This is a genomic window from uncultured Campylobacter sp., assembly GCF_937997405.1.
Classification (GTDB): Bacteria; Campylobacterota; Campylobacteria; order Campylobacterales; family Campylobacteraceae; genus Campylobacter_B.
On record NZ_CALKTL010000062.1, the window covers coordinates 1 to 13,570 of the forward strand.

11 protein-coding genes are annotated in these 13,570 nt (G+C 45.6%); 7 read left to right on the forward strand and 4 right to left on the reverse strand.

Annotated elements, in window-relative coordinates; all coding sequences use genetic code 11:
- The 3 genes from Q0372_RS03165 to Q0372_RS03175 all read right to left on the reverse strand — a co-directional run.
- Positions 1 to 1,006, reverse strand: a 1,006-nt coding sequence (locus tag Q0372_RS03165; RefSeq protein WP_298102454.1) for an ATP-binding protein, incomplete at its 3' end; no start/stop codon positions are given.
- Positions 987 to 2,012: a DNA (cytosine-5-)-methyltransferase gene (gene dcm, locus Q0372_RS03170; protein ID WP_297942324.1), complete on the reverse strand. Its 1,026-nt coding sequence runs from the start codon at positions 2,010 to 2,012 to the stop codon at positions 987 to 989. The genes Q0372_RS03165 and dcm, both read right to left, overlap by 20 nt.
- Positions 2,013 to 2,498: 486 nt before the next feature.
- Positions 2,499 to 2,861, reverse strand: coding sequence for a diacylglycerol kinase (locus Q0372_RS03175; RefSeq protein ID WP_298102457.1), 363 nt, complete (start codon positions 2,859 to 2,861; stop codon positions 2,499 to 2,501).
- A gap of 67 nt (positions 2,862 to 2,928) precedes the next feature.
- Between Q0372_RS03175 and Q0372_RS03180 the strand changes: the two genes are divergently transcribed.
- From Q0372_RS03180 to Q0372_RS03210, 7 genes are all read left to right on the forward strand, one after another.
- A complete protein-coding gene (locus tag Q0372_RS03180; RefSeq protein WP_298102461.1) occupies positions 2,929 to 3,687 on the forward strand; it encodes an exodeoxyribonuclease III in 759 nt (252 codons plus the stop codon).
- Between the two features lie 100 nt (positions 3,688 to 3,787).
- Positions 3,788 to 4,024, forward strand: coding sequence for a hypothetical protein (locus tag Q0372_RS03185; protein ID WP_298102463.1), 237 nt, complete (start codon positions 3,788 to 3,790; stop codon positions 4,022 to 4,024).
- Positions 4,025 to 4,061: 37 nt separating this feature from the next.
- The gene (locus Q0372_RS03190; RefSeq protein ID WP_298102467.1) at positions 4,062 to 5,708 is read left to right on the forward strand and encodes a formate--tetrahydrofolate ligase; all 1,647 of its coding nucleotides are present in this window, start codon (positions 4,062 to 4,064) and stop codon (positions 5,706 to 5,708) included.
- A 501-nt stretch (positions 5,709 to 6,209) separates the two neighbouring features.
- Complete coding sequence (locus Q0372_RS03195) at positions 6,210 to 6,338, forward strand: hypothetical protein (RefSeq protein WP_298102470.1); 129 nt, start codon at positions 6,210 to 6,212, stop codon at positions 6,336 to 6,338.
- A gap of 848 nt (positions 6,339 to 7,186) precedes the next feature.
- Positions 7,187 to 9,817: a hypothetical protein gene (locus Q0372_RS03200; protein WP_298102473.1), complete on the forward strand. Its 2,631-nt coding sequence runs from the start codon at positions 7,187 to 7,189 to the stop codon at positions 9,815 to 9,817.
- Between the two features lie 57 nt (positions 9,818 to 9,874).
- Positions 9,875 to 10,507, forward strand: a complete 633-nt coding sequence (locus Q0372_RS03205; RefSeq protein WP_298102476.1) for a tetratricopeptide repeat protein — start codon at positions 9,875 to 9,877, stop codon at positions 10,505 to 10,507.
- 207 nt (positions 10,508 to 10,714) lie between these two features.
- Complete coding sequence (locus tag Q0372_RS03210) at positions 10,715 to 11,107, forward strand: histidine phosphatase family protein (protein ID WP_298102484.1); 393 nt, start codon at positions 10,715 to 10,717, stop codon at positions 11,105 to 11,107.
- Positions 11,108 to 11,753: 646 nt separating this feature from the next.
- Here Q0372_RS03210 and Q0372_RS03215 read toward each other — a convergent pair.
- Positions 11,754 to 13,454 carry a retron Ec67 family RNA-directed DNA polymerase/endonuclease gene (locus Q0372_RS03215; RefSeq protein ID WP_298102481.1) on the reverse strand — a complete coding sequence of 567 codons (1,701 nt, stop codon included), beginning with the start codon at positions 13,452 to 13,454 and terminating at the stop codon, positions 11,754 to 11,756.
- Positions 13,455 to 13,570: the final 116 nt, after the last annotated feature.

The following is a 13,570-nucleotide window of genomic DNA, read 5'->3' on the forward strand; positions in this document are numbered from 1 at the left end:
ATAAAGCAACTCTTTTGAGCGTATCTTTCAAGCCGGCAACTGGATTTGCGATAGACTTTTTTACATCAATATTCCACAACTCGTCTTGATCATTTGAAATTTCAATCTTTATACGAACAAGCTTTGTTGTATCGCTAGATTTAAGAATACCCCACCATTTACCGTAAACAAGTAGCCTATGGGCTCTGTATAGATAAAAACCTTGAGATTTTATATAGCCTTCTCTTCCACTATATTTTTCCCATTCCAATAAAGTCACTTTTGAATGATGCGGTAAGATAAATGGAGTAATTTTTATTTCTTTTTCATTGTATTTGATTATTTCTGTAGATTTCATAAAGGTTGCATCATGTGTTGGATTAAACGGATTAAAAGGTATTAACAAATTATTGTTGATTGATATTTTTATTTTTCTTGCACCGTCAGCCCCCTCTAGAAATTGGTGAAAGACCAAGGATAAATGCTCTCTTAGTATTTCTAAGCATTCTGAAATTTGCTCAATTTTGTCCATATCTTCCCATATGACAAGAGTAGAGTTATCGTTTTTATAAAAATCTTTAAAAATTTCAAGATTTTTATATTCGCTCAACTCAGGTGTCAAAAGTAGCCATTTATCTCTTTTAGAGATATAGTCCAAATCCCATTGTTTAATATTTATCTGATTACATTTCTTTGATATAACAGTAAGTTTTTTACATTGAGAAAATGAAGCCGTTTTAAGACCTAAACCAAATTTACCAAGCGCGATATCATTTCTTCTCTCGTCTGGATTTTTCGATGATAGCCTCATAGCTTCTACTAGTTCATCTTTGTCCATTCCTGTACCATTATCTAGAAGACAAAAAAACGGTTCAGGATGTTGTATGGCATAGATTTTTATATCATTTGCACCGGCAGATATGCTGTTATCAATAATATCTGCAACAGCCACCTCAAAAGTATACCCTATGTCACGAAGCGATCTAACAAAATTTGCGACATTCGGATTAATTTCTATCGGATCCATCCAACACCGCTACAATCTCTTTTGCGATTTTTTCAACCATCGGCACAACAACAGAATTTCCAGCTTGTTTATACAGCTGTGCTCTTGATATGTTTGATGGAAGCATAAAATCTCGCGGAAATCCTTGCAAATTAAAGCATTCTTTTGGGGTTAATCTTCTTATTATACCATTATTTAATATTATTGGGATATTATGTCCGCCAACACCCATATTTGCAGTCAAGGTAGGGCAAACATTTGATTTATTGGAGCGAACATAATAACGCCTATATTGATAAACAATGTTTTCATCTGTCACACTTTCTACTACTCTACGATGAATTTTATTGCTTTTGTCATTATAAATATCAGATTGAATAACGCACGAATCATCTAGGAAGGATTTTATATTTCTGGGGGCCTTGCTTGTTTCTTTTGGTATTTGAAATCTAGCGGATAATAAATTCTCTTGTTTTGTTTCTAGTATATTTTCTTTTATAGGCTTTTCAAATGAATAATCGCTTTCATCTTTAAAGCCTACGATATATATTCTTTCCCTCCCTTGTGGTATGTCTGTATACTTTGCAACATTTAGCACAAATGGTATAAAAGAATATCCAGTCTTTTTTATTTCATCTTTAATGATTTTAAAAGTTTTTCCGTTATTATGTGTTGCAAGAGTTTTGACATTTTCTAAAAAATAGGCTTTTGGCCTCAACTCTTTTAATAGTCTCGATACTTCAAAAAAAAGCTTTCCTCGCCCATCTTCGAACCCTTTTCCGTGCCCAGCTTGCGAAAATGGTTGGCAAGGAAATCCTGCAGTAAGTATATCTATACTAGATAGAGTTTTATTATTTAATTTTTTAACGTCTCCTTCGATAAGATTTATGCTCTTATGATTTAATCTATAAGTCATACAGGCATTCTTGTCAATTTCATTTGCCCAAATAACATCACAATTTGAATTCTTAAATGCTTGGCATATACCACCAACGCCAGCAAACAAACTTCCTACTCTATAACTCACAGATACCTTCTTATTTTTGAAGATTTTATAATAACGCTCATTAAATTTTGCTGATTTTATTTTTAAATTTTAGATCGTTGCTTTATATAATTGCAAACAATTTAATTATATTTCAAAGTATGCTTAAAAAGCTATTCAAGTTAAGGTTTCAAATTTCATTCTTAAAATTTAAAGGTAAATCGCGTAAATCTTACCGCCGAACGCGACACATTTTTTTAAATTTAGCGCGCCGTCCTGTGCGTAGCGCGTTAAAGCTTTTGGCTTGAAATCGCTTTAAATTTATCGCAAGCAAGACGGCGCCGCTTGCTAAATTGAACAAAGCCTGCTCTTGCGGTCAAAGGGCTTATGTCTGCGGGCTCCGTGCAGTTTGAAATTAATATATTAAGACCGAATTAAATGGCGCACGTAAAATTTAATGATTGAATTCTGCCGAGCTTGCTACGTTAAGCGATAATTTTTGAAATTTAAAATTCCACTCGCGGAATTTTAAAAAATTTTCCCGCAGATCGCATATCCCCACAGCGCGGCGTTGAGAAATAGGCTCATCATCACGGCTGTGCTTGCGGTGTCTTTGGCGCCCTTGGCTAGCGGGTGGATTTCGCTCGTGGCAAGATCAACCGCGCGCTCAATGGCTGAGTTTACGCACTCTAGTGCGATGGTAAAGACCGCGCCGAAGATCAAAAATAGATTTAGCACCGCGCCGAAATTCCAAAAAAATAGCGACAGTGCAAGCGGGACGAACACGCAAAGCTCGAGCCTGAAGCTACGCTCGCTGCGCAGCATCTCGGCAAGACCCGCCATCGCGTAGCCCCAGTTGGCAAAAAATCGGTATTTGGGCTGATTGCGCATAATTTTCCTTTAAATTTAGTCAAAATTTCGTATAATCATACCAAAATTTTTGCGCCAAAGGCTAAATTTGAAACTGATTAGTTGGAACGTAAACGGGCTGCGCGCAGTGCTCGGCAAAGACGGCTTTGCGTGGCTTGCGGAGCAAAACCCCGATTTTTTGGGCTTGCAAGAGATCAAGGTGAGCGAAAAGGACGCCCCAAAAGGGCTTTACGAGCTCGGATTTTCCCAGATCGATCTAAATTCCGCCGCTCGCGCGGGATATTCGGGCGTAGCGAGCCTAGCAAAATTTAAAAGCGAGACGAGCAAGTCGCTGTTTTTCCCAGACGACGAAGGACGCGTGCTGCAGCACCGCTTCGGCGATGTCGTGCTTTTTAATATCTACTTTCCCAACGGCCAAAAGGACGAGGCGCGGCTAGCCTATAAGATGGAATTTTACGCGAAATTCTTAGCCTATGCGCGCAGCCTCGCGGAGCAGGGGCTCGGGGTGATATTTTGCGGCGACGTAAATACCGCGCACCGCGAGATCGATCTTGCAAACCCAAAAGCAAACTCCAAAACCTCGGGCTTTTTGCCGATCGAGCGGGCGTGGCTAGATGAGGTGGAGGCGGCGGGCTTCATCGATACCTTTCGTGCCGTGCGCGGCGAGCTGCGGGACGCCTACTCGTGGTGGAGCTACCGCTTTAACGCGCGCGCAAAAAACGTAGGCTGGCGGATCGATTATTTTTTCATCTCGGCAAATTTGCGCTCGCGGCTAAAGGACGCTTTCATCCTAAGCGACGTGATGGGCAGCGATCACTGCCCCGTGGGCATCGAGATCGAAATTTAGCCGGGGCAAATTTCGCGGCGCGAGCTTTGATTTGCGCGGCTCGCGGGCAAGGTGCGCGGCCCTGAGCGCTTTCGCGGCTGCGAGCGAGCAAGGATGTTTTGTGGTAGCGATGATAATATTTCCGCAGTGGCTCAGTTGCTTTTGGCTCGTGGATTTGGCGCTTGCAAGCTGCTTTTGCGGCAAAGTAGCGCATAAATTTAACGCTTGTGGGCAGAATGCTTCCACGGCGGCGCGAGTATGGGCTTTCGTAACCGTTTGCAAGATTGCGTCCGAGCGGGTGCTCGCAGACTTAGATGCCGCCCTGACGGCTCGCGCGGATCGAACAGATCGCGCATAAACGCTGCGCGATAAAATTTTAAATTTAAGGAGAGAAAATGTTGAGCGATATCGAAATAGCAAATGCGGCGAAGCCGGATAAAATTTCAAATGTTGCGAAAAATTTGGGGCTTAGCGAGGATGAGATCGAGCTGTACGGCCACTACAAAGCCAAGCTAAACATCAAGCCGCGATCGCGCGCTTCGAAGCTTATCTTGGTCACGGCGACCAATCCGACGCCGTTTGGTGAGGGCAAGACGACGACCTCCATTGGTCTAGCCGACGCGCTAAAGCGTCTGGGCAAAAGCGTCTGCCTTGCGCTACGCGAGCCGTCGCTGGGGCCAGTTTTTGGTATCAAAGGCGGGGCTGCCGGCGGCGGGTATTCGCAGCTAGTGCCGATGGATGATCTAAATTTGCACTTCAACGGCGATTTTCACGCGATAACCTCCGCGAACAACCTCATTTCGGCGGTCATCGACAACTCGCTGTATCAAGAAAACCCGCTAAAGATCGATAAAATTTTGTGGAAGCGCTGCATGGATATGAATGATCGCGCACTGCGCCACATCACTGTTGGGCAGGGCGGACGCACCGACGGAGTGCAGCGCGAGGACGGCTTTAATATCACCGCAGCTAGTGAGATAATGGCGGTTCTGTGCCTCTCGAACGATCTTGCCGAGCTTAAGGAAAACATCGCAAACATCATGGTCGCCTACGATACGCAGGGAAAGCCGATATACGTGCGCGATCTGGGCTGCGCGGATGCCGTGGCGATCCTGCTAAAAGACGCGATGAAGCCAAATCTCATCCAAAGTCTTGAACATACGCCCGCGCTCGTGCACGGAGGACCCTTCGCAAATATCGCGCACGGCTGTAACTCCATAATGGCGAGCAAGCTAGCTCTAAGTCTTGCCGATTACGCCGTGACGGAGGCTGGCTTCGGAAGCGAGCTCGGGGCTGAGAAATTTATCGACATCAAGTGTCGCCGCGCAGGCATCGCTCCGGATGCCGCGGTGCTGGTTAGCACGATCCGCTCGCTTAAATATAACGGCGGCGCTGATAAAGAAAGTATCGCGAGCCCTGATCTTGCCGCGCTTCAAAAAGGCATCGTAAATTTAGGCGGGCATATTGAAATTTTACAAAACTTTGGGCTAAATCCGGTCGTGGCGCTTAACCGCTTCAGCTTTGATAGTGACGAGGAGATCGCTTTCGTGCGTGAGTACTGCAAGCAGCGCGGCGTGCAGATGGCGATTTGCGAAAATTTCGCCAAAGGCGGCGAGGGCGCGCTTGAGCTAGCCCGCCTCGTCATAGATGAGTGCGAGCGCGCTAAGGAGCTGAAATTCGCCTACGAGCTTAGCGACGATACGGCGAGCAAGATCGAAAAGATCGCCGTTAAAATTTACGGCGCGAGCGAGGTCGTTTTCGAGCCCGAGGCGCAAAAGGCGCTACAGCACATCAAGGCCTTGGGACTTGAGCGGCTAAACGTCTGTATCGCCAAGACGCAGTATAGCTTCAGCGACGATGCCAAGGCGCTTGGGCGCGCGCGCGGCTTTAAGCTCAGCGTTAAGGACCTTCAGATCCGTACGGGAGCGGGCTTTATCGTCGCCGTCTGCGGCAAGATAATGCTGATGCCGGGGCTGCCGAAGGTTCCTAATGCGCTAAATATGAAGATCACGGATGGGGGCGTTATAAGCGGGCTGGCGTGATCTGAAATTTTATTTTAGGTGCTCAAAACCAAAGCCGAAAATTCCGCGCTTGGACGGTAAAATTTGGCTGTGGGCTTCGGCGGCGATAAATTTTGCTTGCAGGTTGCGGTGAGTTTATCGCGCCCCGGTTTTAGCGCGTCATGGTTTTACTACGCTCGAGCTTTATTGTGCTAGGCTTTAGCCAGTTGAATTTTGATTATTCGGGTTATTCGGGTTATTCGGGTTATTCGGGTTATTCGGGTTATTCGGGTTTCTACGCGCCGGGCTCGGCCCGCGAAATTTCATTAAATTTCGCGCAAGATCTACGTAGAAATTTGGCGTGAAACTTGCTCGGGTTTAGCATTTAAAATTTCGCGAGCGAAATTCCGCGAAAAAACCGGGCGCAAGATCTTAAACCGAACCGTCCGCGAGCTTGCGAGCTCACTCGCGGCAAGATTTAAAATTTCATAACGCGCGAGCTCGCCGTAAAATTTAAAATTTCACGCGGCCGCGCACAGTGTCATGTGTCGCTACGAGATTCTAAATTTCATGCCGAGCCGCGCCGTGAAATTTGATCCGTCGGTCGCGCAGCAGATCGCCGCACGATCTAAAATTCGCGCTTGCACCGCGATATGCACCGCCGCAAGTTAAATTATGCGGCAGGCGAGCTAAATTTTACGCTCGTGCGGATCAATCATGTTGGCGGAGGTTTGCAGAGCCTAGATTAAATTTCACGCACTGCCGTGCAGCGCCTGCGGTGGGCGCGGACGTCTGATCTGCTCTGCTTGCAAAGGCAGGAGTGTTATAACCGCGCGACATCGTAGAACTAAATTTTACGAGCCGATGCGTCGCGGCAATGAAATTTTGCGCCGTGCTGCTCGCTGCGACTAAATTTGTGCGATGATATGTCGGCTATGCGCTCGTAAATTAAATTGCACTCCACGCACCCGTCGCCTGATTGTCGCGCGGGATTGAAATTTGCGCGCCGCTTATCGCAGAATTTTAGGCCGCTGCATGCCGCGCTATAGCTGTCGTAAAATTTTAAATTGCATGTCGTACGTACGAGCTCGCCGTGAAATTTAAAATTTTATGTAGGCGTGAAATTTGCTTCGCGTTACGCTGTGTCGTACATCGTCGCGAGCCAAATTATGTGCTGCTGCGGAATTAAAGCTTGCATGCCCGCTACTACCGCTCGGGCGCCGTATGCCTGGCGGCTCCGTTTTGCGATCCGTTCGCGCCGTATTTGTTGCGGCAGTTATGTACGTCGCCGCGCCGCAGTGCGAAATTCCGCGTCTAGCTCTATTTTAGAGTTTTGATTTGCAGCGAGATTTTACGGCGCGCAATGGCGCTAAATTCCATCCTGCGTGAGATTTTAGAATTTTAAAATTCCCTTTCGCGGTATAATTATATGAAATGCTAAAATTTGCGGGATCTTAATAAAGGAATTTTAAAATTTATGCGGCGCGGCTTTGTGGCGTGCCTGCAAGAAAGGAGCGATCATGGACAAGCTGGATAAAGAGGAGCTTGCAGAGGCGTTTGTTGCTAGACTAAAAGCTTTAGCGCGTAGCGGCGGCGCCGATCTGCGTGAGCTTGATCGCGAGTTTTATGGATTTAGCGTGCGACTTGGCGTGCGTTATGACTTTGCCGGCAAGTTTAGCGTCTCGCAGATAAGTGGCGGCGAGCGCGCGCAGCTGCATTTCGCAGATATCGCGCAGTTCGAGGCTCATGCGCGCGAGTGCCTACGCGCGGCAAGCACTGATGCGGAGCTAAGCGAGACCTTTATGCTACGCCTGCGTGCAGACCCCCAAAAAGCCGCTATGAATGCGGATCAAATCATAAAATTCCAAGATTTTAAGCCCTTTAGCGTTCATCTGCGTTGCGAGCATTGCGGCGGATCGGGCAGGAGGCGCTGCAATGCTTGCGAAGGCGCAGGCAAGGCGCCGTGCGCTAACTGCGGCGGGCGCGGGCGCTTGATCTGCCCCGATTGCAAGGGCACCGGCGGCTATAGCCGTGCGGCATTAAGCTCTATGGACGCTCATGCGCGCAACCTTTCTGGAGGCGACTCTGCGGGCTCTGCGCCAAATTCTATGGGCTATCGCTTCATTCCCTGCGCTAACTGCGGCGGTAGCGGCTCTCGCATTTGTCCCGCTTGCGGCGGCGCAGGCAGATTGCGCTGCGAAAAGTGCGGTGGTGCGGGCGATTTTCGCTGCGATCACTGCGATGGGCGCGGGTATTTCACTCGCACCGGCAAAGTATCCGTTTATGCCCGCCCGAGCGTCAGCATAGGCGCGAGCTCGCAGGTTTTTGGGCGCGAGCTGCTGGAGTTTTTATGCAGCAAGGGCGTAGGCTTTGCAGCGCGCAGACTTTTGTTTCGTCTATGCTCGCTGCGAGCGGCGCAGGGCGGCTGCGAAGCGGTATTTAGCGCGGAGGATGATTTTTTGCGCTTGAGTTTTGCCGTCTGCGGCAAGGCTTACGATGCGGCGTGCTTCGGTGGCGCGACATTCGTAAGACCTAACTTTTTGGACGAAGTTTTTGCGCCGGAGCTTGCGGCGGTGCGCGGTGCACCCGCTAGGCTAGGGCGGAACGATGCGCAAAGCCTTTTTGCGCTATTTCGCGCGAAGCCTGCGCTGGATGCGGCGATGCGCCTAGCTAGTGCTAGGCTGCGCGGCGAGACGCTAAATCTTGAGCAGTTACGCGGCGCGGACGGACATTTTAACTTTGCAAATTCTGCCCGCAGCGCGACTGATCGCGACGCTTTGAGCCTTGCAAAAGACGCTTCGCGCAAAGAAAATCTCAAGGGCAGCGCGAGCGTAAAATTTGCGGGCATGAAATTCGCGAGCGCTCCGGCAAATTCTATGGGCGCGGAAGATAATCGCCTGGGGTTGCGCGGAGAGCAAGGCAGGTTCGCAGGAGGAGTGAGCGGCGGCATAAAATTTGCCGGGGCGGATCTTTCGGGAGAGAATTCTGCTAGCGATTTTGAGGCTAGGCAGCAAAGCAGCGAACCTCTCGCGCAGAATGGACCTAATTTTGCCGGCTCGCAAGAGGGCTTAAGCAGCACTTATGATCGCGCTACGGAGGGTCTTTGCGAATTACACGGCGAGCGAGATTACCGAGATTTAAGCGCCTTGGGTGCTGAAAATTCCACAAATTCCATAGACTCCGCCGCGATAAATTCTGCAAATTCCAAAAATCTAGCCGCTGCAAAATTTAAAAATCGCGCGAACACGCAAGATCCTGCGTCAAATTCTAAAATTTCGCCCTTTGCACGATTAAAGAAGTTCTTTTTCCCACGTTCTTTGCGCGAGGATTGCGTGCAGAGTTTCGCCGCGGCGCTTATGCGCGTTTGCGAGGGCTTTATTTCGCAGCAATGCGCTCGCGATTTGGGCAGCGCGATGGCTGGGGCGCTTGGCGTGCTAAGTCCGCGATATGACCGCGCGGTGTGGTGCATAGGCGGAGGCGCGCTCATCGCGGCGGCTGCGCTGGCGTGCGAGGGCTGCTTCGAGATGATCTTTGCGGAGCATTATTTTTGGGCACTTGCGTGCGGCGCGGTAATCGCCGCTGTGGGGCTGTTAGGCGGTGTGGCGCTGTGGCTGGCAAGCGTAGTGCGGTGCGTCGTAAAAGCTCGTAAAATCCCGCGAGAGTATCGCTGCGGCAGAGGCGGCGCGGCGTTTGCTCGCTTTTGTAAAGCTCTGCTCTGCGCCGTTTTAACTAGTGCAATCTACGGAGGCGCGGCAAATACGGGCTACGTGCCGAAAACCGGCGCAGCAGGGCTATTGCGAGGGTGGATGCCTGCGTTTTTTGAGGACGAAAATTCCGCTTCCGCGAGTGATGGCGTAAATTCTGTAGACGAAAATTCTACGAGTGCAAGCTCTAGCGGCTCTGAAAGCCCTGCTTCAAATTCCGCTTCCGGGGCGACTAAGGATTCCGCTGCGATGCAAAAGGATAAAATTTTATATATCCAAAAAAGCATCGGAGCCAAGCAGGATGGGATTTTTGGCGCACGCACGCTAAAAAAGGCGAGAGAGGTTTTGGATCAAAATCTAAGCGGCGTCGATGAAATTTACGAAGCTCTAAAAAGCAAAGAGCAGGCGAGAACGAACCCGAACTCTAGCGATCAAACTGCGCCTTAACGATAAATCTGCGCCTTAGGCTTGGCGGGCGATCTTAAAAAATCAAAAAGGACTAAAATGAAAAATAAAATTTTAATTCTAGCGCTTATCGCGACGCTTGCTGCAAATTTCGCGCTAGCCGAAAATTTTGAAATCACTGCAGACGATATAAGCAGGGCTACGAAATCCTGCGATAAGGGCGATATGAAGTTGTGCGGGGCCTTGGCGCAGATTTATAATTATGGCTGGGGCGTGCCGCAAGATCTGCTAAAGGCTGCACCGTTATACGTCAAAGCTTGCAAAGGCGGCGATGTGGAGTCGTGCGTAAATTTAGGCATTTTGTATCAAAGCGGAGAGGGGATGCCGCGCGATGAGGCGAAGGCGGCGGAGCTGTTCGACAAAGCCTGCGATGACGGGCACGCGATAGGCTGCAGTAACGCAGGATCTGCGTATATCGGAGGCAGAGGCGTGCGCAAAGACGCTATAAAGGGCGTAGGTTATTATGTGCGCGGTTGCGATATGGATATCGCGGACAGCTGGCTTGCGTGCTTAAATTTAGCGCGTCTTTACGAGGGCATAGATAATGTTAAAGCCGTAGAATACTACAAAAAGGCCTGCGAGCTGGGCGGCAAGGATAGATTTATGAGCTCGGTAGCGGAGCATGAAAGGGCATGGCAAAGCTCATGCGAAAGCTACGAAAGGCTTAAATAGCCGCGCAAGCCCTTATATGCTCGTATTTTATGAGGCAAAATCATGACGTTAGCGCTGATCCGCCACGTTACGCCGCTGATCGATAGCGGCGTGCGCGATGCCGCAGAAGCCGCTCGCCGCGCGATCCTATATGACGCTACGTAAAGCTTAGCTCTGTATGAAACCTATAAATTTAAAAGCAGCGCCACATACGAAAAGCTTGCCAGCATAAGCCGAGTATGCTCATCGCCGCTGCCGCGCGCCGCGCTTACGGCGCAAAAGCTATTCCCGCAGCGGGGCATAGAGTACCTAGAGGCTTTGCGCGAGTTTAATCTACGAATATTCCCCATGCCGCTAATAAAAATGCCGTTTGATTGTTGGCTCGTGCTCTCGCGCCTGCTGTGGCTGTGCGGCACGAACCCTAGCGGCGCAAGCGCAGGAGCGGAACGGCGGCGCGCGCTTGATCTGGCGCCGTCTTTGCTAGAGACGGACACTGCGGTGATCGCGCACGGCTTCGTGCTGCGCGTAATACGCCATAGCGCGCGGCGGGCAGGCTACCGCCTGATATACCGCTTTTGCGAGGGCTGCTTCTGCGTAGAAATTTGGCAGCGCGCCGCCTAAAGATACCGCTCTGCGCGAAATTTTGAAATTTTGCGCAGCTAAGAGATTATGAAATTTCGTAAAAGGGATTTACAATCGGAATTTCGCGCCGCAAAATCGAAAAGACGGAGCTTTGCTAGATTAAATTTACAGGTCAAATTTATCGGAAGCTACTTTGAAATTTTGCGGAATTTTATTTCAGCGCAAAGATAGCGCCGTTTTAAAAGGTGGGAGATTCTTGAAATTTATGCACGCGCCACGATAAACGCGAGCTGCATCGATTTGCGTAGGTAAATCGTGCTGAGTTAAAATTTAGAATTTATGACGCAAAATTTTAAAATTCTACGAACCGTAAATTTACGGCTTAAATCCAAAATTCCGTTATGATGAAATTTAAAAATTTTACGTTGCTTTAAATTTGCCTGCAAATTTGAAATTTCATGTTATTTAACGAGTTACGCACTGCACCGATAAATCTGCGAGGATTTAAAAATCCTCGCTTCGCACCACCGAATTTATGCTAGTAGGTGTAGAACCTCTCTAAAACACCACTAGATACGCATTTAATAGCTTGTGCATTTTTTATAAACTTAGAGGCAGTAACTATAGGAGTAATTTTCGCAATTCTTCTCTATATAATTCTAGCAAAAGGTTACTTATATAACTATCATTTATAAGTTGTTATTATTTTTACAATATTTTTTAGCATGGGTTTAAAATTTATAAAATCTATATCTTTATAGTTCTTTGAAATATATTTTGAAAAAATTTCCTTACTATAGTGCTTTTGTTTATCAAAAATAGCCGAGTCCCTACAAAATACTTTTCCATCCATCTTATGATTAAGCGTCTTATCATCAAACAAATCTTCTATTTCACACTCTTCTTTATCTCTTACTAGCTGATTTGTTATCATAAATAAGTTGTCTACAATATTTGCATATAGCTCTTTATCTAATATATTCTCAAATTCTTTCTTATTGGTAAAATTTATAAATTTCCTTACAGGCTTCTTATTATTAGGTATTTCATTGTCAAAAATAAGAATGACTGGATTTGCAGCTATATCTTTTGTTATTTTTTTAAAATACTCAGAATAATTTACAACTTCTCGTCCTACAAAAAACCTATAGATATTTTGAATTGAATCCGCTCCATCTTTTACAAAATTTAAAAAATATTCAAGCCTCTTTGTTCTTCTTAAAAATGATACTTTAAATTCGAATTCGTCATTACTATTTTTTTTAATCAAATCTGGAAAATATGCATATAGACTTTTTATTGCGGATTTCAAATACAATATATCCGTTTTTCCTTCTGTAATAATGAGTGGTTTTTGATTAGCAAAGAAATACTTATAAAAAATAAATTTTTGATATTCTTTTTCTCTGCAATTTAACTTTTTATCATTACTTTTCTTACCATCGTTATGTTTATTATCATTAATATTGATTATATTGTTATACCGATCAATTTGATTAATAAAAGCAAATCTTCCTTCAAGTTGATTCATGGTGGCATCTTTGCCATCAATATTAAAGGATTTATTCTTATAAAGAGAATTGGCCATAGCTCTTGTATATTTACAATAACCATGATTTATACTTATTTTTTTATTAACAACCAATCCAGTAACTTCTTGTCTTGAATCTTTATAGAAAAGCCTAGTCTTCTTCTGGTTAATGCAAAAGCCCGCCTTTTCTACTTCTTTCGAAATACACAATAAAAACTCATTATATATATTCAAAAAATCTTTATTATTGGTAGAAAATGTTAAATCATCTGCGTATCTTGTATAATCAAGCTTATATTTTTTAGCAAGTTTTAATATTCGCATATCAAATATATTACATATTATGTTTGATATAATTGGAGAAGTCGGGGCTCCTTGCGGAAGAGAACCCTTGTAACAACATAATTGAGCTATAATAATTGCTATATCTTTTGGGATTCTGAAATTTATATTTTTTTCAAAAAACCCAACAACTCTACCGAAATGAAAGCTAGCGAAAAAGTCCTTTAAATCTATATTTAAAACAAACCGCTTATTTCTGTGGATTCTAGCATTAGTTATTATGCTTTTGCCTTTTTCAAAACCGTGAGAGATATTAATTTTTATATTTTCATCTTTTTTGATCTTATTTTGATAGTTATACAGCTTATTCATTAGTCTATTTTGTATTTTTTTTAAAATCTTCTTATCAGGCGCATTAATGATTCTAGTGCCACCATTCTTCTTTGGTATTTCAAATGTAGTATATAAATTCTCCACTTTAATGTGATAAAGTATGTAGGTTAATAATTTAAGTTCAATTCCCAAAAAAACAGCAAAATCTTTTCTTGTTTTTACATCTTTTAAACTAAGCATAACTATCCAAAGGAAAAATCAGAATGTGTGGCAACTCATTATACAAAATAATTGCATTATTGTAAGCATGTAGCAAAGTTTGCCAACATTTTAGTCAACGTTTGCGAAACACAAAC

Bases quoted from the DNA above. Each gene is read 5' to 3' on its own strand.
- Q0372_RS03175 (WP_298102457.1), bottom strand. From the start codon at position 2,861: ATGCGCAATCAGCCCAAATACCGATTTTTTGCCAACTGGGGCTACGCG.
- Q0372_RS03195 (WP_298102470.1), top strand. From the start codon at position 6,210: ATGTGTCGCTACGAGATTCTAAATTTCATGCCGAGCCGCGCCGTGAAA.
- Q0372_RS03190 (WP_298102467.1), top strand. From the start codon at position 4,062: ATGTTGAGCGATATCGAAATAGCAAATGCGGCGAAGCCGGATAAAATT.
- Q0372_RS03200 (WP_298102473.1), top strand. From the start codon at position 7,187: ATGGACAAGCTGGATAAAGAGGAGCTTGCAGAGGCGTTTGTTGCTAGA.
- Q0372_RS03215 (WP_298102481.1), bottom strand. From the start codon at position 13,454: ATGCTTAGTTTAAAAGATGTAAAAACAAGAAAAGATTTTGCTGTTTTT.
- Q0372_RS03205 (WP_298102476.1), top strand. From the start codon at position 9,875: ATGAAAAATAAAATTTTAATTCTAGCGCTTATCGCGACGCTTGCTGCA.